Origin of the sequence: Yimella sp. RIT 621, from assembly GCF_004146205.1 — a bacterium.
In the GTDB taxonomy this organism is placed as follows: domain Bacteria; phylum Actinomycetota; class Actinomycetes; order Actinomycetales; family Dermatophilaceae; genus Yimella; species Yimella lutea.
Map to the genome: position 1 here is coordinate 1 of NZ_SEIP01000006.1, position 21,808 is coordinate 21,808.

24 protein-coding genes are annotated in these 21,808 nt (G+C 67.4%); 18 read left to right on the forward strand and 6 right to left on the reverse strand.

All coding sequences use genetic code 11. The annotated features are described in order from the left end of the window. On the forward strand, positions 1–268 hold a 268-nt coding region (locus EU513_RS06870), incomplete at its 5' end, for a hypothetical protein (RefSeq protein WP_205744693.1). 155 nt (positions 269–423) lie between these two features. On the opposite strand, the gene EU513_RS06875 is transcribed toward EU513_RS06870, so the two are convergent. Further along, positions 424–1,281: an alpha/beta fold hydrolase gene (locus EU513_RS06875; RefSeq protein WP_129625164.1), complete on the reverse strand. Its 858-nt coding sequence runs from the start codon at positions 1,279–1,281 to the stop codon at positions 424–426. Between the two features lie 41 nt (positions 1,282–1,322). On the opposite strand from EU513_RS06875, the gene EU513_RS06880 reads away from it, so the two are divergent. The 10 genes from EU513_RS06880 to EU513_RS06925 all read left to right on the forward strand — a co-directional run bounded on the left by EU513_RS06880 (position 1,323) and on the right by EU513_RS06925 (position 11,731). Further along, positions 1,323–2,639, forward strand: coding sequence for a nitrate/nitrite transporter (locus tag EU513_RS06880; RefSeq protein WP_129625165.1), 1,317 nt, complete (start codon positions 1,323–1,325; stop codon positions 2,637–2,639). A gap of 55 nt (positions 2,640–2,694) precedes the next feature. Continuing rightward, the gene (gene dacB / locus EU513_RS06885; RefSeq protein WP_129625166.1) at positions 2,695–4,098 is read left to right on the forward strand and encodes a D-alanyl-D-alanine carboxypeptidase/D-alanyl-D-alanine-endopeptidase; all 1,404 of its coding nucleotides are present in this window, start codon (positions 2,695–2,697) and stop codon (positions 4,096–4,098) included. A gap of 26 nt (positions 4,099–4,124) precedes the next feature. Next, the gene (locus tag EU513_RS06890) at positions 4,125–5,162 is read left to right on the forward strand and encodes a zinc-dependent metalloprotease (RefSeq protein WP_129625167.1); all 1,038 of its coding nucleotides are present in this window, start codon (positions 4,125–4,127) and stop codon (positions 5,160–5,162) included. A 14-nt stretch (positions 5,163–5,176) separates the two neighbouring features. After that, positions 5,177–6,151: a tRNA lysidine(34) synthetase TilS gene (gene tilS, locus EU513_RS06895; protein WP_129625168.1), complete on the forward strand. Its 975-nt coding sequence runs from the start codon at positions 5,177–5,179 to the stop codon at positions 6,149–6,151. A gap of 4 nt (positions 6,152–6,155) precedes the next feature. Next, positions 6,156–6,707, forward strand: a complete 552-nt coding sequence (gene hpt, locus EU513_RS06900) for a hypoxanthine phosphoribosyltransferase (protein ID WP_129625169.1) — start codon at positions 6,156–6,158, stop codon at positions 6,705–6,707. 247 nt (positions 6,708–6,954) lie between these two features. After that, positions 6,955–8,970, forward strand: a complete 2,016-nt coding sequence (ftsH, locus tag EU513_RS06905; RefSeq protein ID WP_129625170.1) for an ATP-dependent zinc metalloprotease FtsH — start codon at positions 6,955–6,957, stop codon at positions 8,968–8,970. Then, complete coding sequence (gene folE / locus EU513_RS06910) at positions 8,942–9,535, forward strand: GTP cyclohydrolase I FolE (protein ID WP_129625171.1); 594 nt, start codon at positions 8,942–8,944, stop codon at positions 9,533–9,535. The genes ftsH and folE overlap by 29 nt, the downstream gene beginning before the upstream one ends. After that, positions 9,532–10,371: a dihydropteroate synthase gene (gene folP, locus EU513_RS06915; RefSeq protein ID WP_168990181.1), complete on the forward strand. Its 840-nt coding sequence runs from the start codon at positions 9,532–9,534 to the stop codon at positions 10,369–10,371. Before folE ends, folP begins: the two co-directional genes overlap by 4 nt. After that, on the forward strand, positions 10,368–11,249 hold the full coding sequence (folK, locus tag EU513_RS06920) for a 2-amino-4-hydroxy-6-hydroxymethyldihydropteridine diphosphokinase (protein ID WP_129625172.1): 882 nt from the start codon (positions 10,368–10,370) through the stop codon (positions 11,247–11,249). Before folP ends, folK begins: the two co-directional genes overlap by 4 nt. Then, complete coding sequence (locus EU513_RS06925; protein ID WP_129625173.1) at positions 11,249–11,731, forward strand: DUF3180 domain-containing protein; 483 nt, start codon at positions 11,249–11,251, stop codon at positions 11,729–11,731. Before folK ends, EU513_RS06925 begins: the two co-directional genes overlap by 1 nt. Before the next feature lie 86 nt (positions 11,732–11,817). On the opposite strand, the gene EU513_RS06930 is transcribed toward EU513_RS06925, so the two are convergent. Further along, positions 11,818–12,921 (reverse strand): NADH-quinone oxidoreductase subunit D, encoded by a 1,104-nt coding sequence (locus EU513_RS06930; RefSeq protein WP_240795970.1) that lies wholly within the window; start codon positions 12,919–12,921, stop codon positions 11,818–11,820. Positions 12,922–13,109: 188 nt separating this feature from the next. Here EU513_RS06930 and EU513_RS06935 point away from each other — a divergent pair, with 188 nt between their 5' ends. Then, complete coding sequence (locus EU513_RS06935) at positions 13,110–14,048, forward strand: hypothetical protein (protein WP_129625175.1); 939 nt, start codon at positions 13,110–13,112, stop codon at positions 14,046–14,048. Here EU513_RS06935 and EU513_RS06940 read toward each other — a convergent pair. Further along, a complete protein-coding gene (locus EU513_RS06940) occupies positions 14,023–14,988 on the reverse strand; it encodes an SAM-dependent methyltransferase (protein ID WP_168990182.1) in 966 nt (321 codons plus the stop codon). The genes EU513_RS06935 and EU513_RS06940 overlap by 26 nt on opposite strands. A gap of 54 nt (positions 14,989–15,042) precedes the next feature. Between EU513_RS06940 and EU513_RS06945 the strand changes: the two genes are divergently transcribed. From EU513_RS06945 to EU513_RS06955, 4 genes are all read left to right on the forward strand, one after another. Then, positions 15,043–15,915: a Rossmann-like and DUF2520 domain-containing protein gene (locus tag EU513_RS06945; RefSeq protein WP_129625177.1), complete on the forward strand. Its 873-nt coding sequence runs from the start codon at positions 15,043–15,045 to the stop codon at positions 15,913–15,915. Further along, the gene (panC, locus tag EU513_RS06950; RefSeq protein ID WP_129625178.1) at positions 15,912–16,793 is read left to right on the forward strand and encodes a pantoate--beta-alanine ligase; all 882 of its coding nucleotides are present in this window, start codon (positions 15,912–15,914) and stop codon (positions 16,791–16,793) included. The genes EU513_RS06945 and panC overlap by 4 nt, the downstream gene beginning before the upstream one ends. Before the next feature lie 73 nt (positions 16,794–16,866). Next, positions 16,867–17,028: a hypothetical protein gene (locus tag EU513_RS15805; RefSeq protein ID WP_168990178.1), complete on the forward strand. Its 162-nt coding sequence runs from the start codon at positions 16,867–16,869 to the stop codon at positions 17,026–17,028. A 100-nt stretch (positions 17,029–17,128) separates the two neighbouring features. Next, positions 17,129–17,452, forward strand: coding sequence for an Lsr2 family protein (locus tag EU513_RS06955; protein WP_129625179.1), 324 nt, complete (start codon positions 17,129–17,131; stop codon positions 17,450–17,452). A 4-nt stretch (positions 17,453–17,456) separates the two neighbouring features. Here EU513_RS06955 and ligD read toward each other — a convergent pair whose 3' ends face one another. Both ligD and EU513_RS06965 read right to left on the reverse strand, forming a co-directional pair. Then, a complete protein-coding gene (gene ligD, locus EU513_RS06960; protein WP_129625180.1) occupies positions 17,457–18,365 on the reverse strand; it encodes a non-homologous end-joining DNA ligase in 909 nt (302 codons plus the stop codon). After that, positions 18,365–19,324: a DNA ligase gene (locus EU513_RS06965; RefSeq protein ID WP_168990183.1), complete on the reverse strand. Its 960-nt coding sequence runs from the start codon at positions 19,322–19,324 to the stop codon at positions 18,365–18,367. The genes ligD and EU513_RS06965 overlap by 1 nt, the downstream gene beginning before the upstream one ends. A gap of 16 nt (positions 19,325–19,340) precedes the next feature. On the opposite strand from EU513_RS06965, the gene EU513_RS06970 reads away from it, so the two are divergent. After that, positions 19,341–20,135, forward strand: coding sequence for a Ku protein (locus EU513_RS06970; RefSeq protein ID WP_129625181.1), 795 nt, complete (start codon positions 19,341–19,343; stop codon positions 20,133–20,135). Between the two features lie 32 nt (positions 20,136–20,167). Then, positions 20,168–20,659 carry a hypothetical protein gene (locus tag EU513_RS06975; protein ID WP_168990184.1) on the forward strand — a complete coding sequence of 164 codons (492 nt, stop codon included), beginning with the start codon at positions 20,168–20,170 and terminating at the stop codon, positions 20,657–20,659. Here the strand turns inward: EU513_RS06975 and EU513_RS06980 are convergent. Continuing rightward, positions 20,640–21,752: a PqqD family protein gene (locus tag EU513_RS06980; protein WP_129625183.1), complete on the reverse strand. Its 1,113-nt coding sequence runs from the start codon at positions 21,750–21,752 to the stop codon at positions 20,640–20,642. The two genes, EU513_RS06975 and EU513_RS06980, sit on opposite strands and share 20 nt — an antisense overlap. Between the last annotated feature and the right edge of the window lie 56 nt (positions 21,753–21,808).

Genomic DNA, 21,808 nt, shown 5'->3' on the forward strand with positions numbered 1-21,808 from the left:
TCGAGCGGCCGGACTACGGCCGATCGCTCGGGGCTGCGATCATCGAGGGGTGAACGAGCTCGCCATGTTGCCCGCGAAGTCCGAAGCTCTCGGGATGGGACCGACGTTCATCATGTTCTCGATGGGGTTCGTCGCGATCTTCGTGATCATGGTGATGATCGGCGAACGCCGTAGTCGCAACAAGCCGCGTCAGGAGCCGATCCGCAAACCGGTGCTGGTGCAGAAGGACGAGGAGCGCAAGCGTCGCAAGGAGCAGGGCAACCTCTGAGTGCTGCCGGGACGACGCCGATCCACCACTGCACGCCGAGTCGGCTCGGCATCGCAGCGCACCTCGGTTTCGGCGCGCGCTGCCTCCTTCGTCGGCAGCGCGCTCAACCCGCGGAGTGGGTGGTTCGGCTCAGCCAGCGGAGTGGGTGGTTCGGCTCAGCCAGCGTTGACGCGCTCGATGATCGCCTCGGCGACGTCGTCCGTGCGGGTCTCGGGCAACCAGTGCCCGGCCGGCAACTCGATGAAGTGGTACGGCCCGTCGCAGAATTCCTCGGTCTTCTCCGCCGCCGCACGACCGAGTGCGAAGTCCTTGCTGCCCCAGATGTAGGTCGCCGGGATCGACACGTGCTTTGCGCCGCCGCCGTCCGACTTCTTGCGTCCGGGCTTGGCGTTCGCGACCAAGGAGGCGCGGCTGGACAAAGAGCGGTACCAACCCAGCGGTCCGTGCAACGACTCGCGGGTGCTGAAGCGAGCCACGTAGCGATCGGCGTACGAGTCGGGAAGTCCGGTGCGGGAGAACATCTTTCGCATCCCGCGCGACATCTGCAGTTCGGGCAGGAAAGGCACCTGGAACGCTGCCATGTACCAGCTCTTGCGCCACTGCCCGCCGTGCTGCAGTGCCCAGGCCATCGCAGCCGGGTGCGGCGTCGACAACACGGTCACCGTCGAGACCAGGTCGGGCCGGTGCGCCGCCATCGACCACGCGACCGCGCCTCCCCAGTCGTGCCCGACCAGGTGCACCTTCTCGGCGCCGCTCGCCTCGACCAGTGCCGCGATGTCGCCGATCAACTCACGGATGTCGTACGCCGCCCGACCCTTCGGCGTGGCGCCGGGGGAGTAGCCACGCTGGTCGGGGGCAAGTGTGCGCAGCCCGGCGTCGTTGAGACGACCTGACACACCCGTCCATGCGGTGCCATCCTGTGGGAAGCCGTGCAGCAGAACGACCACCTCACCGTCGCGGGGGCCGCTGTCGGTCACGTCGAAGACCAGTCCGTCACGCTCGAAGTTCTCCATGGGGACGAGCCTGACACGTCGAACCCACAAAGGAGGACGAAGTGAGCACGGCGCCGGTTGCGTATCCACTCGGCGGACGACGGGCCTGGTTCGTCTGGGGTGCGGCGCTGCTTGTCTACGTGCTCGCCGTCTTCCACCGGGCCTCGCTCGGCGTCGCGGGGGTGCTCGCTGCCGAACGCTTCCACATCACCTCGGCGCAGCTGGCCGCTTTCACCATGGTGCAGCTGCTGGTCTACGCCGCGATGCAGGTGCCGGTCGGAGCGATGCTCGACCGCTTCGGCTCGCGCGCCCTGCTGACCACCGGTCTGGCGATGATGACCCTCGCACAGGCCGGGTTCGCGTTCGCCCACACGTTCGGAGCCGGCGTGCTCGCGCGGGTGTTCGTGGGCATGGGGGACGCGATGGTGTTCGTGTCCGTGCTGCGACTGGTCGCGCTGTGGTTTCCGCCGGCGCGGTCCGCGATGGTCACCCAGGCGACCGGATGGGCCGGACAGGTCGGCTCGATCCTTGCCGCGGGTCCGTTGTCGGCCGCCCTGCACACGTACGGCTGGCAGCGATCGTTCCTGATCGCGTCCGGTTCCGGTGTGGTCGTCGCGATCGTCATGCTGCTGGTCGTCCGCGACACCCCCTACCTCGACCCGAATCGCACGAAGCTGCACATGCGCGCTGTCGGACGCGCGTTGCGTTCGGCCTGGCGGACGCCGGGTACCCAGCTCGGCCTGTGGTGCCATTTCACCGCACAGTTCAGCGCGACGGTCTTTGCGATGATCTGGGGATTCCCGTACCTGACCGTCGGATTGGGGATGTCCTCGGGGGAGGCGAGTGCCCTGCTCACGCTGATGGTGATCACCGGGATCATGGTCTCGCCGTTCATCGGCGGGTTCACCGTCCGCTTCCCGTATTCGCGGTCGACGCTCGTGCTCGGCCTCGTCCTCGCCATCGTGGCGACGTGGACGGTCGTGCTGCTGTGGCCTGGACGTCCGCCGACCCCGCTGGTCGTGCTGCTCGGCATCATGATGTCGATCGGCGGACCCGGATCGATGGTCGGCTTCGACCTCGCCCGCACCTTCAACCCGCCGGACCGCATCGGCTCGGCCACCGGCATCGTCAACGTCGGTGGGTTCACCGCATCCCTGTGCACCGTCGTCCTGATCGGCGTGGTGCTCGACCGTGTCTCCCCGGGTGGGCCTGCGACCTGGACCAACAACAGCTTCCGAGCGGCGTGGTGCGTCCAGTACATCGTCTGGACGATCGGCATCGTGCAGATCGTGCGGCTGCGTCGTCTGGCCCGGGCGGAGATCGACACCAACCCCGAGATGGAGCACCTGCGTCGCCGGATCTCCAAGCGGCACGGCTGACCAGCCCGCCGCCGTTACGCTCGCACCTGACGTACGAGCGTGCGGAAGGGAAACAGTGCTGAAACGAGTGTTGGCCGGTGGCGCCGTCGTCCTGCTGGCTGTCGGCGGTTACGGCGTGCTGGACGTTCACGACAAGGTTCCCGGCATCCTCACCCTCGACAGCACCAGCCCGTCACCCGTGCCATTGCCCTCGCAGACCACCCCGGCGCCGGCGTACCCCGCCCCGAAACCGCCGTCCGCGCCGTCCGCAGTGCCCGTCGCGTCCGGGCAACCGTTGAGCGCCCCGCAGGTGGCCGCTGCGTTGAAGGGACCGCTCGCGTCCAAGGGCTACCTGACGGACACCTCGGTCGTCGTACGCGACGCGGCGACCGGCGCAACCCTCTTCGACCAAGGCGGCGCGCGCGCCCTCATCCCGGCATCGACCACGAAACTGCTCGCGGCCTGGGCTGTCGCCACGACCATGGACCTGAACAAGCCGTTCACCACGAAGGTGGTCGACCACGGCGGACAGCCCGTGCTCGTTGCCGGCGGAGACACGGTCCTCGCGCCGGGCAAGGGTGATCCGAACCAGATCGTCGGTCACGCCGGCGTCGCCGATCTCGCCGCACAGGTCGCGACCGGGCTGAAGAAGCGGGGTCGCACCTCGGTGACCGTCGGCCTCGACACCACCACCTACGCACCCGGTCCGGACGCGGTGAGGACCTGGCACCCCGACTACCTCGGGATGGGATTCTCGGCCCGGATCGCGCAACTCGGCCTGTCCACCGAGCGCTCACAGCCCCCGAAGCCTGCCGCAGCCGACCCGAACAGGTCGGTGCTGAACGCGTTGGTCTCCGAACTCGGCAAGCGCGGCATCACCGCGGTCGCCGGCGGCGAGGTCAAGTCCGCAGCCGGAGTCCCCGTACTCGGGTCGGTGCAGAGTGCCCCGTTGATCGACGTGCTCGGTCAAGCGATGCGTGACAGCGACAACGCGATGATCGAATCCCTCACGCGCGCAGCTGCGTTCGGTCAGGGCGTACCCAGTGACTCTGTCACGACATGGGTGAGTTCTCTGCTCGAGAAGGACGGGTTCGACACCACCGGCGTGAAGCTCGCCGATGTCAGCGGACTGTCCGACGGCACCACGATCCCGGCGAAGCTGTTGAGCGACCTGCTCGTTGCCGGCACGACCGGAAGGAGCAAGCCCTTTCAGGAAGTGCTCGCCCGCGAGTCGGTCGCTGCCTGGAACGGCACCCTGCACGACCGCTACTCCCTCGACTCCGACAAGTGGGCCGCCGGTGAGGTGCGGGCCAAGACCGGCAGCCTGCCCGACGTCAGCTCACTCGCCGGCACGGTCGTCACCGATTCCGGACGCCTTCTCGTCTTCGCGATCATCAGCAACGGCCCGATGAACGGGGCCGGCGCGTGGGGCGTCCGCGCCGCGATCGACAACACCGTCGCGGCGCTCGCGAAGCTCTGACCGAACCGTCGCTTAGGTTGGCTGACATGTCGTACGTGGATTGGACCGTCGCCCGCCGCATCGGACGACGCGTGGCCGTTGACGGCCCGACCGTGAGTCTGGGGGAGGCGCACGCCGTCACCGAGGATCTTCGAATCGCGGCAGAACGCGCCTACGAGCCGGTCGCTTCCACTGCTCGCCTCGACACCGCCGGTCATCCGCACTCGCCGGTGCACGTCGTGGACCGGGGCACCTGGATCGACGTCAACGTCAACTCGTTCGCATCGCTGACCGACCCGGTGATGGACAAACTGCTGGCCAAGCGGGCCGGCGGCCGGGCCACCCGGGCCGTGACGTCCAAGGTCTCCGGCACCGAGGCCGGCGGGTTGCTCGGATTCGTCTCGTCGAAGGTGCTGGGCCAGTACGACCTCGCCCCCGGTGGACAGCCGAGCCTGCTGCTCGTGGCTCCCAACATCGTTGCGGCAGAACGAGAACTGAACGTAGACAGCCACGACTTCCGGCTGTGGGTGTGCCTGCACGAGGAGACCCACCGAGTGCAGTTCACTGCCGTCCCATGGCTGCGTGATCACATGATCGACAGTTCGAGGTCACTGATGGTCGACCTGGTGCCCGACCCCGAGGCCGTGCCGCAGAAGCTGAAGGAGATCAGCTCTCGGTTGCCGGCCGCGCTCAAGGAGGGCGGCAGCGGGCTCGCCGACGTGTTCGTCACGCCCGAGCAGCGCGAACGGGTCGCTGCGCTGACCGCCGTCATGTCGCTGCTGGAGGGCCACGCCGATGTCGTGATGGACGACGTCGGCCCTCAGGTCGTGCCCAGCGTCGAGGAGATCCGGCGCAAGTTCGACCAGCGGCGCAAGGGTGCCGGCTCGGTCGACCGGTTGTTGCGCCGATTGCTCGGGCTCGAGGCCAAGATGCGGCAGTACCGCGACGGCGCCGTCTTCTGCCGCGCGGTGATCGACAAGGTCGGTGTCGACGGACTCAACGAGGTCTGGACCTCACCGGAGACCCTCCCGACCGCCGTGGAGATCACCGAGCCCGAACGCTGGCTCGCCCGCGTCCATGGCTGAGTGGTCGGTCAGCGGTGCCCGGGCCTGACCCCGCGGTCGCCGCCATCCGGTTGGCCGTGCGGACCGCGCTGCGGGACAACGGGTTACGCCGGGTGATCCTCGGGTGCTCGGGCGGCGCAGACTCCACGGCCCTGGCTGCCGCCGTCGCCTTCGAGGCACCCAAGCTGGATGCAGAAGCGCTGGCGATGGTCGTCGATCACGGGCTCCAGGACGGCTCGGCACAGATCGCGCAGGACGCGGCCGAACGCGTCCGCCGCCTCGGACTGTCCGCGCAGGTGGTCGCGGTCGAGGTCGCCGACAGCAAGGACGGTCCGGAGGCGGCAGCCCGCGCAGCACGGTACGCGGCGCTTCGAGAAGCCGCGGGGCGGACGGAAGCGGACGCAATCCTGCTCGGCCACACCCAGGACGACCAGGCGGAGAGCGTGCTGCTCGGGCTCGTGCGGGGGTCCGGGCTCCGGTCCATCGCGGCGATGGCACCGGCCGGGCACGGCCTCGTCCGACCGCTGCTGCGCATCAGCCGACAGCAGACCCGGCAGGCGTGCGCGGCCGAGGGATTGGTGTTCTGGGACGACCCGCACAACGACGACCCACGCTTTTCCCGGGTGCGTGTGCGTCGCGCGCTCGCCCATCTCGAAGGTGATCTCGGTCCGGGATTGATCAAGGGTCTTGCCCGCACGGCCGACCTCGCCCGCCAGGACGCCGACCACCTCGACGCCGAAACAGCAGCGCTGCAGGACCGCCTGGGTGGTGCGCCGTGGCCGGTGGAGGAGTTGACGGGCGTCCCGATCGCGATTCGCACCCGGTGGTGGCGCGGAGCGCTTGCGGCGCAGGGCGCGGTCATCGCCGACCTGTCCTCGACACACGTGGCGTCCCTGGAGACCCTGCTCACCGGTTGGCGCGGGCAAGGACCCGTGGACGTCCCCGGACGGCTTCGGGTGCGACGAGGCACCGGGCAGATCCACGTCGAGCCCAGCGGTCAGGTTGAATAGGCCCATGGATTCCGCGCACCTCGGTGACGACCTCGACCACGTCCTGTACACGCAGGAGCAGATCCACGCCCGGCTCGAGGAGCTCGGCAAGGAGATCTGGGCCGCCTACCACGACAAGGAAGTGCTGCTGGTCGGCGTCCTGAAGGGCGCGGTGTTGGTGATGGCCGACCTCATGCGTGCGCTGCCCGGCACCGTGACCATGGACTGGATGGCTGTGTCGTCGTATGGCTCGGGCACCAAGTCCTCCGGCGTCGTCCGCATCCTGAAGGACCTCGACACCGACATCTCGAACCGGCACGTGCTGATCGTCGAGGACATCATCGACTCTGGGCTGACCCTGAACTGGATCCGCAGCAACCTGCTGTCCCGCAACCCGGCTTCGCTGGAGATCTGCACCCTGCTGCGCAAGCCCGAGGCCGCCAAGGTCGAGATCGATTGCAAGTACGTCGGCTTCGAGATCCCCAACGAGTTCGTCGTCGGTTACGGCCTGGACTTCGACGAGAAGTACCGCAACTTGCGCGACATCGGCGTGCTCGCGCCGCACATGTACTCGTAGGCTTCGCAGGCTCAGCCCTGTCCTCGGCGTGGTCTCGATCGCGCTCGGTCGGTAACCCTCCCTCGCTACTCGACCACCGATGTGAGGTAGCCGGAACACAATTCGTCCCTGGTCCGTTGGGGCTGGGAGGATGGACCGATCGGTTTGCGCCGGTCCACCACGATGTAGCGTCGGTCAGCGAGTCGGCTGTCGGTCAGCTGGTAATGCACAGTGAGCAGGAGGCACGGGGCGACCACCCCGCACGTACATGAAATCGAAGCGTCTCGTCCGCGGCCCCTGGCTGCTGATCGCCCTCGTCATCGCGGGTGCGTTCATCTGGTTCTCCGTCGGCAATGCCGGTGGCTACCAGAAGATCGACACCTCAGAAGCCCAGAAGCTCATCGCCAACAAGCAGGTGGAGTCGGCCAAGCTCACGCCCGACAGCATCAACCTGACGCTGAAGACGGCGTACACCGGTGGTGAGGCCAAGGACGCCAAGAAGGTCCAGGCCGATTACGTCACAGCCCGCGGCAACCACATCGTCCAGCTGCTGGAGAAGAACCCGCCGGCGAAGGGCTTCACCGACGACCCGGCCCGGCAGAACGTCTTCGTGTCGTTGCTGTTCACGATCCTGCCGCTGCTGCTGGTGCTCGGTGTCTTCTGGTTCATCCTGAGCCAGATGCAGGGCGGCGGTTCGCGCGTCATGCAGTTCGGCAAGTCGAAGGCAAAGCTCGCCACCAAGGACATGCCGACCGTCACCTTCTCCGACGTCGCCGGCGCCGATGAGGCGGTCGAGGAACTCCACGAGATCAAGGAGTTCCTGGAGTCACCGAAGAAGTTCCTGGACGTCGGCGCGAAGATCCCGAAGGGCGTGCTGCTCTACGGCCCGCCCGGTACCGGTAAGACCCTGCTGGCCCGCGCCGTTGCCGGCGAGGCCGGCGTCCCGTTCTACTCGATCTCCGGTTCCGACTTCGTCGAGATGTTCGTCGGTGTGGGTGCCTCTCGCGTCCGCGACCTGTTCAACCAGGCCAAGGAGAACGCCCCGGCGATCATCTTCGTCGACGAGATCGACGCCGTCGGCCGCCACCGTGGTGCCGGTCTGGGCGGTGGCCACGACGAGCGCGAGCAGACCCTCAACCAGTTGCTGGTCGAGATGGACGGCTTCGACGTCAAGACCAATGTCATCCTGATCGCGGCGACCAACCGTCCCGACATCCTCGACCCGGCGCTGCTGCGTCCGGGACGTTTCGACCGTCAGATCGCGGTCGAGGCGCCCGACATGGCCGGCCGTCATCACATCCTGCAAGTGCACGCCAAGGGCAAGCCGATGGCGAACGACGTCGACCTGCTCGCCGTCGCCCGTCGCACCCCGGGCTTCTCCGGTGCCGACCTCGCCAACGTGCTGAACGAGGCGGCGCTGCTGACCGCCCGCAGCAACGCGCAGATCATCGACAACCGTGCGCTCGACGAGGCGATCGACCGCGTCATGGCAGGCCCGCAGAAGAAGACCCGTGCGATGAGCGCCAAGGAACGCAAGATCACCGCGTACCACGAGGGTGGTCACGCGCTCGTCGCCGCGGCGATGAACCACACCGCGCCGGTCAGCAAGATCACGATCCTGCCGCGCGGCCGCGCTCTCGGGTACACGATGGTGCTGCCGATCGACGACAAGTACTCCACCACCCGTAACGAGTTGCTCGACCAGCTGGCGTACGCGCTCGGCGGACGTGTGGCCGAGGAGGTCGTGTTCCACGACCCGTCCACGGGTGCGTCCAACGACATCGAAAAGGCGACCGGTATGGCGCGCCAGATGGTCACGCAGTTCGGCATGAGCGAGCGCGTCGGCGCGGTCAAGCTCGGCTCCGGTAACTCCGAGGTCTTCCTCGGGCGCGACATGGGCCACGAGCGCGACTACTCCGAGGCGCTCGCGAGCGTCGTCGACGACGAGGTGCGCCGCTTCATCGAGGCCGCGCACGACGAGGCGTGGCACGCGATCAACGACAACCGCGACATCCTCGACGCCCTCGTGCTCGAACTCCTGGAGAAGGAGACGCTGAACGCCGAGCAGCTCGCCGAGATCTTCAAGAACGTGCACAAGCGTCCGAAGCGTCAGGTGTGGCTGTCCAGCGACCGCCGGTTCGTCAGCGACCGCCCGCCGGTCATGACCGAGGCCGAGAAGCGTGCGCTGGCCCAGGGCGTCGACCTCGACAAGGACGAGGAGCGTCCGGTGGAGGCAATCGTCGAGGTGCCGGACGGTGGACGCATTGACCCGCCGGGCATTTGATCGTGATCGCGCCGCCGCGGCGGTGCGTGAACTGCTGATCGCGGTCGGGGAGGACCCCGACCGCGACGGCCTGGTCGACACCCCGATGCGGGTCGCCAAGTCGTTCGAGGAAGTGTTCTCCGGCCTGGATCAGGATCCCGCCGAGGTGCTCTCGCGCACCTTCGAGATCGATCACGACGAGCTGATCATCGTCAAGGACATCGAGCTCTACAGCACCTGCGAGCACCACCTGGTGCCCTTCCACGGCGTCGCACACGTCGGATACATCCCGGCCAAGGACGGACGAGTGACCGGGCTGTCGAAGATCGCCCGCCTGGTCGATGTGTTCGCCAAGCGTCCGCAGGTGCAGGAGCGGCTGACCACGCAGATCGCCGACGCGATCATCACCCACCTGGATGCCCAGGGCGTGCTGGTGGTCTTGGAATGCGAGCACCTGTGCATGTCGATGCGCGGCGTGCGTAAGCCCGGCGCCACGACGATCACCTCCGCGGTGCGAGGCGTGCTGCGTGACCCGGCGACCCGGTCCGAGGCGATGAGCCTGATGAAGGCTTCCTCCCACCGATGACCGCCCGGTCGTTGCCGAAGCGGCCCGCCGACCGCCCGTTGGTCATGGGCGTGGTCAACGTGACCCCCGATTCGTTCTCCGACGGCGGACGCTGGTTCGACCACGAAGCCGCGATCGCGCACGGTCGCGACCTCATCGCCCAGGGTGCCGACATCCTGGACGTCGGTGGCGAGTCGACCCGTCCAGGTGCCGAACGACCGTCCGCCCAGGATGAACAGGCCCGCGTGCTGCCGGTGGTCGAGGCTCTTGCTGCCGACGTGCCGATCTCGGTCGACACGATGCGCGCATCCGTGGCGCACGCGTGCGTCGAGGCCGGAGCGGCGATCGTGAATGACGTCAGCGGGGGCCTGGCCGACCCGGAAATGGCGACCATGGTTGCCGAGGTCGGGGCGGCGTACGTCGCCATGCACTGGCGCGGTCACAGTCACGACATGCAGACCCGCACGCAGTACGACGATGTGGTCGAGGACGTCCTGCGTGAGCTGAGCGAGCGCCGGGACGCACTGTTGGACAGCGGGATCCGTCCTGAGCTGTTGGTGCTCGACCCGGGCCTGGGTTTCGCCAAGACAGCCGCTCAGAACTGGGCGGTGTTGCGTGCCACGCCGCGCTTCATGGAACTCGGTCACGAATTGTTGGTCGGGGCCTCCCGTAAGTCCTTCCTCGGTCCGGTCGGATCGGTGGACGGTTCGCCGTTGCCCGCCGACCGGCGTGATGCCGCGACGGCTGCGGTCAGCGTGGTGCTGGCCCAGGCCGGGGTCTGGGCGATCCGCGTGCACGAGGTGCGCTCCACCAGGGCGGCCTGCGACGTCGTCGGCTCGCTGCGGGCGGCGCGATGAGCGACACGATCACGATCACTGGCCTCGAGGTCACCACCTGCCACGGCGTGCTTGCGAGCGAGAAGGTCGAGCCGCAGCGCTTCCTCGCCGACATCACGTTCGGCATCGACGTCCGCCGGGCCGGCGAGTCCGACGACCTCACCAGGTCGGTCAGCTACGCCGACGTCGCCCAGGCGGCCGAGGCCGTCCTGCGCGGCGAACCGGTCGATCTCATCGAGACTCTGGCCGAGCGCATCGCCGCGTCCACGCTTTCCTTTCCCGGGGTCGAGTCCGCCACCGTGACCATTCGCAAGCCGCAGGCTCCTGCCGGCGTCCCGTTCCACGACGCCCGGTTGGGTGGGCCCGCGGTCACCGTGCACCGCGAGCACGACCGCCCTGTCGTCATCGCAGCGGGCGCCAACCTCGGCGACCGGCAGGCCACGCTGAAGGCCGCGATCCGCGCGCTGGACGAGACCGACGGACTCACCGTCGTCGCGGTCGCGCCACTCGTCGAGACCGACCCGGTCGGCGGACCTGACCAGCCCGACTACCTCAACACCGTCATCTTGGGCCGCTCGCGCCTGGCGCCGCAGACGCTGCTCGACCGGCTGCACCAGATCGAGCGCTGGCACCACCGCACCCGCGAAGGCCGTTGGGGGGCAAGGACGCTCGACCTCGATCTGATTCAGGTCGGCGACCCGTCCGACGGCTCCGATCTGACCAGTGACACCGACGAGCTGACCCTGCCGCACCCGCGAGCCGGCGAGCGCGGTTTCGTGTTGGTGCCCTGGGGGAACCTCGACCCGGGTGCCCGGTTGCGCACCGCGGACGGCGTCCGCGCGGTCAGCGATCTCGCCGCCGAGGTCGACACCACCGGAGTCCGGGCGGTGAACGACTGATGCAGGACGGTGTCCAGGTACGACACCCGGTGATCGCCGGCGTCATCGCTTTCGTGCTGTCCTACGGTTTCCTGCGCTTCTGGAGCACGCAGGGCAACACGATCCCGCAGATCAGTTGGTTCACTGTCGCGGTCATCGCGCTGATGGGCGGGCTGGTCGCCGCCGGCGGTTGGCAGATCCGCTCGTACCGCCGGCACACCGCGCGCCGGATGCCGGCGCCCCAGGTGGCCCGTCGGACGTTGGTCGCCGCACAGGCGTCCGCCCTCGTCGGCGGCGTGCTCGCCGGTTGGTATGCGGGTCACGCAGCGGCGGCATTGCACAACCTCGACTCCGACCGTCTGCGCGGCATCGCGATCGTCGCGGCGGCCTCGGCTCTCGCGTCCGTCGGTCTGGCGATCATCGGCTTCGTGGTGCAGCAGTGGTGCCGCATCGACGAGGACGACGACGACAAGAAGCCGAAGGGCGACGCCACTCCCGCGTGAGGCCGTCCGTGCGCGGACAGATCGAGGGAGAATTGTTCCGTGAGCAGGAGAATTTCCCTGCCGGTGAGGAAAATCCCTTCCCGTAATCAGCGGTCGATGTCGCCGACGACGAAGAACATCGATCCCAGGATCGCGACCATGTCGGCGACCAGGGTCTCCTCGAGCACTTCACTCAGGACGGCCACATTGTTGAACGATGCCGACCGGAGCTTCAGGCGCCATGGCGTCTTGTCACCGCGGGAGACGAGGTAGTAGCCGTTGAACCCCAACGGGTTCTCGGTCGCGAAGTAGTCGGTGCCCTCGGGCACCTTCAGCACCTTCGGCAGCTTCACGTTGACCGGTCCGGCCGGCATCGAGCGCAACCGATCCACGCAGGCTTCGGCCAGGTCGAGGCTGACATGGATCTGCTCCAGGAGCACTTCCAGGCGTGCCTCGCAGTCGCCGGCGGTGCGGGTCACCACGCGTCCGGGGCCGCCGGGCGCGAACAATTCACCGTAGGCAAGGTAGGGCTGGTCGCGACGCAGATCGACGTCGAGCCCGCTGGCTCGTGCGATCGGCCCGCTGACTCCGTACGCCTTCGCGGTGCGGGCCGACAGCACGCCGACCCCACGCGTGCGGGCACGCAGAATCTCGTTGCCGATCAGCAGCGATTCGAGTTCGGGCAGGCGCCGGCGGACGGCCTCGATCGCCGCGTCCACCCGCTGCAACCAGCCGGCCGGCAGGTCGTCACGCAGGCCACCGACGCGGGAGAACATGTAGTGCATCCGTCCGCCGGAGATCTCCTCCATGACGGCCTGCAACTCCTCGCGCTCGCGGAAGCTGTAGAAGATCGGGGTGATCGCACCGAGCTCGAGTGGGTAGGAGCCGGCGAACATCAGGTGGTTCAGTACGCGATTGAGTTCGGCCAGCAGAGTGCGCGTCCAGGTGGCCCGTTGGGGCACGTCCATGCCCAGCATCCGCTCGACCGTGAGGGCGACACCGATCTCGTTGCTGAACGCCGACAGCCAGTCGTGTCGATTTGCCAGCACCATGATCTGCCGGTAGTCGCGCACCTCGAACAGCTTCTCCGCGCCGCGGTGCATGTAGCCGATGACCGGTTCGGCGTGCTTGATCAGCTCGCCGTCGAGGGTGAGCCGCAGACGAAGGACGCCGTGCGTCGCGGGGTGCTGCGGACCGATGTTGAGCACCATGTCGGTGGTGGAGAAACCGGTGCCGCCCACCGTCGCGGTCACCGACGGAGAACTTTGTGGTCCTGTGTCCGACCGGTTGCCCGCAAAGCGTTCGTCGTCGGAGCTGGAGGGCATGGGGCCAGTTCATCCCACCCGGGCGCGGCGTGCAAGCCGCCTCGCTGAGGGTGGCGGAAGGTACCGTGGGCGGCGTGAACGATCAGATGGGGGACCAGGGGCCGCACACGCCGCCGCCGTCGCAGGACCGCTACTACCAGCGGTACCTGCAGGACACCGACCCGACGCTTCGGAGTTCGGGTGGAGCAGGCACCGGTGGCCGCAACGCGCTCATCGCCGCAGGCGTCATCGCTGCGCTCGCGCTCGGTGGAGTCGGCATCTGGGCGTTGACCGGCGGTGACGACGAGCAGGTCCAGGGCGGGGCTTCGCCGACGACCACCGCCACCACGACGACACAGACCACGACCACATCGGCGTCGACGACGAGCACCACCACGTCGAGTTCGCCGACTGTCGATCTGCAGCAGGTTCGCGCCGAGCAGTACGGACCGGCACTGAAGCCGGGTTGGAAGATCGTCGCCGGCACCTCGAAGTCGAACGCCGCCTATGACGTTCCGGACAACGACGAGTGGGAACCACCGCAGCACCCCGGTGACCTGCAGGGCTGGCTCGCCGACAACAAGGAGGACAAGGGCGTGGTCGCCAGCGCGCCGTCCGAGTACGGCAAGGGTCACTGTCCGACGGCGAAGGCCGCCGCCACCGGATTCATCGGCTTCGTGAACATCGGCACCCGCGACCCGGCGGAAGCCGCCCCGTCCGTCATCGAGAACGTCGCGAAGCTGATCACGTACGACAAGAAGACGAAGAAGTACCTGAAGTACAGCCCGGCCCGAACGCGTCAGATCACCGTGAACGGCGGGAAGACGCCTGCGATCGAGTCGCTGATGACGATGGACGTCGCGAACCCCGAAGCGAAGAGGTGCGAGGGGAAGAAGGCCGAGGCCCGGGTCGTCGCCTTCTCCGGTAGCGGGGTATCGGTGATGCTGTTGATCTCACGCGACATGGACACCAAGAAGAAGATGTCCGACCAGGACATCCTCGACATCATCAACTCGTTGCGTCCGAAGAAGTGACCCGCTCCAGCGACCAGTAGAACGCGCCCAGTCCTGCCGGCTCGGTGAACGTCGCGTAGGCGGAGCGTCGGCGCAGCATCAACAGGTACTTCGTCGGATCCATGCGCGCGAGCTCATGATCGGGACGATCGGGAATGACGAGGTATCGCGCGGCGATGTCCTTCTGCTGCAACAGTTCCGGTACACCGAGCGAGTCCATCGACACGTGCGCGGTGAGGTCGGTGGAGCCGTCGAAGCGGGGCTCGCAGATGGCGCCGGCCCGGTAGCCGGTGAAGGTCGAGTCCGTCGGCCGGTCCTCGATCGTGTGCCCGTAGTCGACGCAGATCAGCAGTCCGTCGGCGATCCGTGATCGCAGTTCGCAGTAGGCGTCGTCGCGCGTGGTGCCGATCTCGGCTGCTTGCGCGTCGGGCCAGTGCTGTTCGCACCACTCACGCTCCCGGTCGCTGAGTTCTCGGCCCGGACGCGACCCACCGTCGGGCGCGACCTCCAGAACGCGAAGGCCGTCGCACGTGGTCACGGCGATCTCGCAGGGCACGACGTCGAGCCATTCGTGCGCCAGCACCAATGTCGACCTCAGATCGGTCAGTTCGTCCGGGAGGCCTTCGCCGCCGGGCGAACGGACCCACTCCACGGACGCAGGCAGTCCGGCCGGACGATCGACGACGTCCACACCCGTCAGCTGAAGGCGCTTCGACCGCTGAGCAATCAAAGCCAGCAGTTCACCTCTGCCACAGCCGATTTCGACCACGTGATCCAGCCGGTGCTCTTCGGCGATCGCGATGATGCACTCGGCGAGGAGTTCATCCACCCCGGGCAGGCCCTGCGCCGAGGTGCTGAAGTGGGCCGCCGGTCCGCCGGGTTGCCGGTAGAACCCGTCAGCCCCGTACAACGCCTCGTGCCACGCCTGGCGCAGCGGGCGCGTGGACGGTGAATTCGGCACCAGCGCAGCGTACGAGGTGGGTCGGGTCGGCCCACAGGTAACGTCGTGCAGGTGATGAATTCGCCCCCTGCCCTGCGCATCGGACTCGTCGGCGTCGGCAAGGTCGGTGCTGTTCTAGGGGCTGCGCTCGCCGCATCCGGCCACCGGATCGTCGCTGTCTCGGCGGTCAGTGAGGCCTCCCTCGAACGGGCTGGGGCCATGCTTCCCGGCGTGCCGATCGTCCCGATCCCCGAGGTGGTCGCCTGCGCGGACGTGATCCTGATGACTGTCCCGGACGACGCGCTTGGCCCACTCGCGGACGGATTGGGAGCCGAAAATGCCTGGGCCGGTGGGAAACTGGTCGTCCACACCAGCGGATTTCACGGCCCCTCGGTTCTGCAGGCGGTGCTCGACGCCGGCGGGGACGTCGTCGCGATGCACCCCGCGATGACGTTCACCGGTGGGCCGAAGGACCTGCCCCGCCTGGCCGGCACGCCCTTCGCGGTCACGGCATCGCCGGGGGCGCAGTTGATCGGTGAGGCACTGGTCGTCGACATCGGGGGTGATCCGTTCTATCTCGCCGAGGTCGATCGGCCGCGCTATCACGCGGCCCTCGCCCACGGCTCGAACCACTTGGTCACGCTCGTCGCCCAGGCTCAGCAGGTCTTGCGGGAGGTGGGTATCGACGATCCGTCGCGCATCCTGCGCCCGTTGCTCGAGGCGAGCCTGGACAACGCGCTGGAGCGGGGCGACAAGGCACTCACCGGGCCGGTGGCCCGCGGTGACCTTCAAACAGTGCGTGCCCATCTCGGCGTACTGACGGACGACGCGCTGATGGCCTATCGTGCGATGGCTCTGGCAACGACGCAGCGGGCGGCGACGCGACGCGTCCTGCCGGCCGAAAAAGTAGACCCGATGACCGACCTGCTTTCCAAGGAGAACCGATGACCCTGACGATCGCGCGCACCCGCGAGGAGTTGGCGAACGCTCGCCGCGAGCTGACCGGCACCGTCGGGGTGACGATGACCATGGGTGCGCTGCACAGCGGTCACGCCGAACTCATCGAGCAGGCGCGCTCCAGGGTGGATCATGTGATCGTCACGATCTTCCTCAACCCGCTGCAGTTCGCTCAGGGGGAGGACCTGTCGCGGTACCCGCGCACGTTCGAGTCCGACGTGGAGATCTGCCGTGAACACGGTGCGGCGATCGTCTTCGCTCCGAGTCCGGACGTCGTCTACCCCGAGGGGGAGCCGGGAATCCGGGTCTCGGCCGGACCACTGGGTTCTGTGCTGGAAGGTGCGTCGCGTCCGGGGCACTTCGACGGAGTGCTGACCGTCGTGGCGAAACTGCTGCACCTGGTGCGGCCGGACAAGGCGTTCTTCGGCCAGAAGGACGCGCAGCAGCTGCTGCTGATCCGGCGCATGGTGCGCGATCTCGACTTCCCGGTCGACATCGTTCCCGTCGAGACGGTGCGTGAGGACGACGGCCTCGCACTCAGCAGCCGCAACACCTATCTGTCGCCGTCCGACCGCGAGGTCGCGCTCAGCCTGTCGGCGGCGTTGAAGGCCGGTGCCGACATGGCGCAGACCGGACCGGCCGCGATCCGTCGCGCGGCCCGCGACGTGCTGGTGCGCGAACCGCTGGCGATCGTCGACTACTTGGTGCTGGTGCACCCGACGACGCTGGAAGAGGTGCCCGAGTGGTACCGCGGTCCCGCCCTGCTCGCGGTCGCGGCGAAGGTCGGCACGACCCGGCTGATCGACAATCTGCCCCTGGTCGTCGGCCCCGGCGGCGGTGCGCGCCCGGTGGTCGAATACACCGACTGACCGGCCGCTCGGTGAGGGTGTCGGTCACGCCGCGTGAAGGGGTGCGCCGAACGGCGTTCTATCCTTGGTGATTGTGTGGCCCTACATCGCAACCCTCCTGCCGTCCATCGGGCTGCTCTATCTGTTCTACGTCATCATGAAGCACATCCTCGAGGGCGATCGCCGGGAGCGAATTGCGCAGGCTCAGTGGGAGCGCGATCAGCAGGTCGGTCCGCCGCCGTCGGATCATTCCTGAGAACCACCGCATCCCTTTTTTGGCCGGAGTTTCTTTCTGCGGTGATTCGTGACTAAATTGGCCTCCGTAATTCTGGAAGACCGATCAGATGGAGGAAATGATGGCGCAGCGGGTTCAGATCAAACTCATCGACGACCTCGATGGCGCGGACGCCGACGAGACCGTGTCGTTCGGACTCGACGGAGTCGTCTACGAGATCGACCTTTCGCAGTCGAATGCGGCCCAGTTGCGCGATGACCTCGCGAAATGGGTCGGAAATGCACGTCGGGTCAAGGGTCGCGCCTCGCGCAGTGCACGCCCTGCCGGTGTGAAGGACGACCTGAACAAGGTTCGTGAATGGGGTCGTGCGAACGGTTTCCAGGTCAGTGAGCGCGGTCGTGTTTCGCGCGAGGTGCAGGAAGCTTACGCAGCCGCCAACAACTGAATGGTCAGTGTTCGATCGCATCCATCAGATCGCCGTCGCGGTCGAGGCGCTCGAGCACATCCTCGAAATCGAGTTGACGCAGCACCCCCGGGTGCTGCGTTTCTCGTTCCAGTTCGTCCCACGTGCGTGGCGCGGCCACCGTGGGACGCTCCTTCGCGCGCATCGAGTACGGGCAGACCGTCGTTTTGGCGGCGACATTCTGCGACCAGTCCAGCAGGATCTTGCCCTTGCGCAGATTGGTCGTCATCTTCCACACCACGAGATCGGGCATGTCCTTGGTGAGCGCCTGCGCCACCTCGCGCATCGAATCGCTCACCTCGTCGCTCGAACGGGAACCATCCAAAGGCGCGTACAACTGCAGGCCTTTGCTGCCCGAGGTGACCGGAACACTGGTGTCATGTCCGAGGTCGGTCAGTCGTTCGCGGACAGCCAGGGCGAGAACGGCGCATTCGTGCAGACCGGCCGGCGCGCCGGGGTCGAGATCGATGACCAGGCGGTCCGGATTCTTGGGGGTGAGGTTTGCGTCGACCCGCCACTGCGGCACGTGCAACTCGATGGAGGCGAGATTGGCCAGATAGGTGAGCCCGGCCACATCTTCCACCAGCGGGTAAGTCACCTGATCTCCGCCGCGCGAACCACGCGAGTCGATGGTCACCCGCCCCAGCCAGTCCGGTGCACCTTGGGGCAGATTCTTTTCGAAAAAGCTGATCCCACCCACGCCCTCGGGAAATCTGATCCGGGTCAACGGCCGGTGCTCGAGTTGCGGCAACAACACCGGGGCGACGGTGGCGTAATAGTGCAACACCTCACCTTTTGTCGTTTCGGTCGCCGGAAACAGCACTTTGTCCAGATTCGACAGGCCGAGTTTGCGGCCGTCCACCTCGACCGTGACGGTCTGTTTCTCCGGTGCCATCATTCGTCTCCGTTCGGGGAAGCCGCACGAATCTGCAGGTCGGCCACGGTCAGATCCGAGCGCAAGCCGCGCCAGGCGGGCTGCCGCAAGCGGCCGGCGTCGGAAAGGCCGTGGAACTCGACATCGGCAACAAGGTGCGGCTCGACCCAGATCGCATCGCGCGCGTCGACGTCCGGCACACCGGTGACCACCGGCGCAGTCTCGCGACGCAGCGGGAGCAGGTCGCGGGCGAGCGTCACCCCCTTGCGACCGGCCAGGCCGGAGCCGACGCGTCCGCGATAGGCGAGCCCGACCTCGGTGGGCTCGGCGAGCAGCACCGATCCGAGAACGGACCCGGCCTGTTGACGCCGCCACCCGACGATCACGTAACTACCGGTGCGCCGGTGCAGCGTCTTGCGCCAGTCGTCGCTGCGCAGACCGGGCGAGTATTTCGAGCCGACCCGTTTGGAGACGATGCCCTCCATGCCCTGGTCGGCGGTGGCGTCCAACAGGGCCTCGCCGTCGGCGAACTCGGGCGGCACCGACACCCACTTCGACGTCGGGGCGATGGAGTCGAGCAGGTCGCGTCGTTCCCGCCAGGTTCGGCCCGTGACCGGGCTCCTCATCACGCGCAGCACGTCGAAGACCATGGCGGTGACGGGCGCGGTCGAGGCCAATTCGTCGGCGCTGTTCGGGTCGACGACATTGAACCGCTCGGCGAGCGCCGCGAACGAGGGCCGGCCCGCTCGCATGACGACGATCTCGGCGTCGAGCAGCAGATCCTCGAAATCAGCGAGCCCGGAGGCGGGCGATGCCAACTCGGGAAAGGCGATCGTGACGTCCCGTTCGGTGCGGCTGAAGACGCGGACGCGGTGATCACGTACGTCGATCAGGGCGCGCATCCCGTCCCACTTGATCTCGTGTCGCCACTCGTCGCCGCGAGGAAGGACCTCGGCGGGGGTGGCGAGCATGGGGCGCATGGGGCAATCTTGACGGATGCGAGCGATCTGGAAGGGCGCGGTCTCCTTCGGCCTTGTCAATGTGCCGGTGCGGTTGTACTCGGCCACCGAGAACCATGATGTCCAGTTCCGTCAGGTGCACCGCACCGACGGCGGCCGGATCAAGTACCAGCGGGTGTGTTCGATCGACGGCGAGCAGGTCTCGTACGACGACATCGCCAAGGGTTACGAGACCGACTCCGGCGAGATGGTGGTGCTCGACGACGACGATCTCGCCGACCTGCCGATCAGCACCACCAAGGAGATCGCGGTCGACAAGTTCGTTCCTGCCGAGCAGATCGACCCGTTGGTGCTCGACAAGTCGTACTACCTGGAGCCCGACAAGAGCGCGGTGAAGCCGTACGTGCTGCTGCGTGAGGCACTCGAACAGACCGATCGCGTTGCCCTGGTGACGGTTTCGCTGCGTACCCGTTCCACCGTGGCGCTGTTGCGGGTCCGCGACGACGTGATCGTGCTGCAGACGATGTTGTGGCCGGACGAGGTGCGCAAGCCCGAGTTCGGGGTGCTGGACGACGACGACACGAAGATCAAGAAGGCTGAGCTCGAGATGGCTCACATGCTGGTCGAGTCACTCGCCGGCGATTACGAGCCCGACGAGTATTCCGACGACTACGAGCAGGCGGTCAAGGAGGTCGTGAAGGCGAAGCTCAAGGGCGGTGAGGTCAAGAAGCCGGCCGCTGCGGCAGAATCCGAGGGCGAAGTCATCGACCTTCTCGCAGCGTTGCAGCAGAGCGTGGATCGCGCCAAGAAATCGCGCGGCGAGGCCAGCTGAACGGAGCCTGCCCAGTGCCCAAGGTGCTTTTCGTGTGCACCGGGAACGTCTGTCGTTCCCCTTTCGCCGAACGACTGGCCCGATTGCTGTCCGACGGCTCGGTCGAGTACGCGTCCGCCGGCATCCAGGCGCTCCACGGCGAGCCGATGGATCGACCGATGGCCGACCAACTGTCGGCCCGGGGAGGGACGTCGGAAGGTTTCGCCGGACACCAACTCACCGCTTCCATGGTGCGCGAAGCTGATCTGCTGCTGTGCATGGAGTCTCGGCACCGGCTGTGGGTCGTGGACGAGGCACCGGTCGCCCTGCGTCGTACGACCCTTCTCACCCACTTCACCGCGGTTGCTGCGCAGCAGCCGGCGCTGCGCGGTGACCAGATCGTCAAAGCGGCTCTGACACAGCCGATTCCGCGGGGAGTCAAGGACATCGCCGACCCGTATCGCCAAGGTGACGAAGCCGCGGCACTGGCGGCCGAGGTCCTGGCTCAGCACGTCCGGCAGGTGGTCATCGCCCTGGAGGGGTGACTTCGTCGCATTCGCGCAGTACCGAATGGCTGATCAACTGTTCGACCGACGAGTTGACGATCTGTGTGTCGTCCGGGTGCGGTCCGAACTCCGCGCGGCATCGCTGCAGAAGATCCTCGATCCGGGTCGGCTGTTCGGCGTGCCGCCACAGCAGCGCACCGACGCCGTCAAGCACCATACTCTGACTGCCCAGCAACAACATGACGCGCCCGTCCGCTTCGACGGCGTCCAGATACGGGCTGCGCTGGACGACCCGTGGGTCGGTCACCGGTTGCGCGGCCACCGTCTCGGCGGTGAACAACTCCGCGGTCGGTGGCAGATGCACGAACTCGACCTCGGGTGCGGTCAAGCCGAGCGCTTCACGCAACAGTTCGATGGACTCCTCGATCTCCGAGTACTCCAGCCGCAGCGGTCCGCCGACTCGCGCGACGGCGGAGGCGAGAGTGCGCAGTGGATGCGTGATGCGCGGCAGGGCGGAGGTGTGAGGGAGCAGGTCGACCAAGCCGTCGATCAGGTCGATTCGGGTCAGCGTCGGGGCGACATGTTCGTCACGGCGCCGCGTCAGCAGCACGACGGCACCCAGCCCGAGGTGTCCTTCCGGCGCCGGAGCCATGCCCAACTCGTCCGGACCGTGTTGCGATTTCTGCGTGGGGTGCGCCGGATCGATGACCACCGACACAGGCTTGGGATAGGCGCGAACGCTCAGGTCGTCGTCGACCGCGATCGTCTCGTCGCTGACGTAGCCGAGTCCGACCTGACTCAGCCGTACCGAGGCCGTCGTCTTGCCGGTGCCGGACGCGGCCACGAGGACCGCGACGTCCCGGGACTCTGGATCGGCCAGGCCGCAGGCGTGGAACATGAGGCGTTCCCCGGCTTGTGCGTTGATCGCGGCGAGTGTGACGGCGGAAGAGAGCGCGTAGTCGGCCGTATCGACGAGCTCGCCGCCGCTGTGTTCGACTCGCTCGATCTGCTTCGGCTCGTGGACCGGTTCGGTGAGGCAGCGTGACCACTGCTGCCGAAGGCGATCGAGATCACTGGCATGGCACTTCACGGACACCGCCGTGCCGAACGCATCGACGACGAAGCTGGCCATGTCCCCGATCCTATGGGCAGGTCGCGGGCGCACCGATTGCGCGACGATTGAGCCCT

Coding starts and splice junctions, on each gene's coding strand:
- EU513_RS06875 (WP_129625164.1), bottom strand. CDS start 1,281: ATGGAGAACTTCGAGCGTGACGGACTGGTCTTCGACGTGACCGACAGC.
- EU513_RS06890 (WP_129625167.1), top strand. CDS start 4,125: ATGTCGTACGTGGATTGGACCGTCGCCCGCCGCATCGGACGACGCGTG.
- hpt (WP_129625169.1), top strand. CDS start 6,156: ATGGATTCCGCGCACCTCGGTGACGACCTCGACCACGTCCTGTACACG.
- ftsH (WP_129625170.1), top strand. CDS start 6,955: ATGAAATCGAAGCGTCTCGTCCGCGGCCCCTGGCTGCTGATCGCCCTC.
- folP (WP_168990181.1), top strand. CDS start 9,532: ATGACCGCCCGGTCGTTGCCGAAGCGGCCCGCCGACCGCCCGTTGGTC.
- folK (WP_129625172.1), top strand. CDS start 10,368: ATGAGCGACACGATCACGATCACTGGCCTCGAGGTCACCACCTGCCAC.
- EU513_RS06925 (WP_129625173.1), top strand. CDS start 11,249: ATGCAGGACGGTGTCCAGGTACGACACCCGGTGATCGCCGGCGTCATC.
- EU513_RS06930 (WP_240795970.1), bottom strand. CDS start 12,921: ATGGTGCTCAACATCGGTCCGCAGCACCCCGCGACGCACGGCGTCCTT.
- EU513_RS06945 (WP_129625177.1), top strand. CDS start 15,043: ATGAATTCGCCCCCTGCCCTGCGCATCGGACTCGTCGGCGTCGGCAAG.
- panC (WP_129625178.1), top strand. CDS start 15,912: ATGACCCTGACGATCGCGCGCACCCGCGAGGAGTTGGCGAACGCTCGC.
- EU513_RS06955 (WP_129625179.1), top strand. CDS start 17,129: ATGGCGCAGCGGGTTCAGATCAAACTCATCGACGACCTCGATGGCGCG.
- ligD (WP_129625180.1), bottom strand. CDS start 18,365: ATGGCACCGGAGAAACAGACCGTCACGGTCGAGGTGGACGGCCGCAAA.
- EU513_RS06965 (WP_168990183.1), bottom strand. CDS start 19,324: ATGCGCCCCATGCTCGCCACCCCCGCCGAGGTCCTTCCTCGCGGCGAC.
- EU513_RS06970 (WP_129625181.1), top strand. CDS start 19,341: ATGCGAGCGATCTGGAAGGGCGCGGTCTCCTTCGGCCTTGTCAATGTG.
- EU513_RS06980 (WP_129625183.1), bottom strand. CDS start 21,752: ATGGCCAGCTTCGTCGTCGATGCGTTCGGCACGGCGGTGTCCGTGAAG.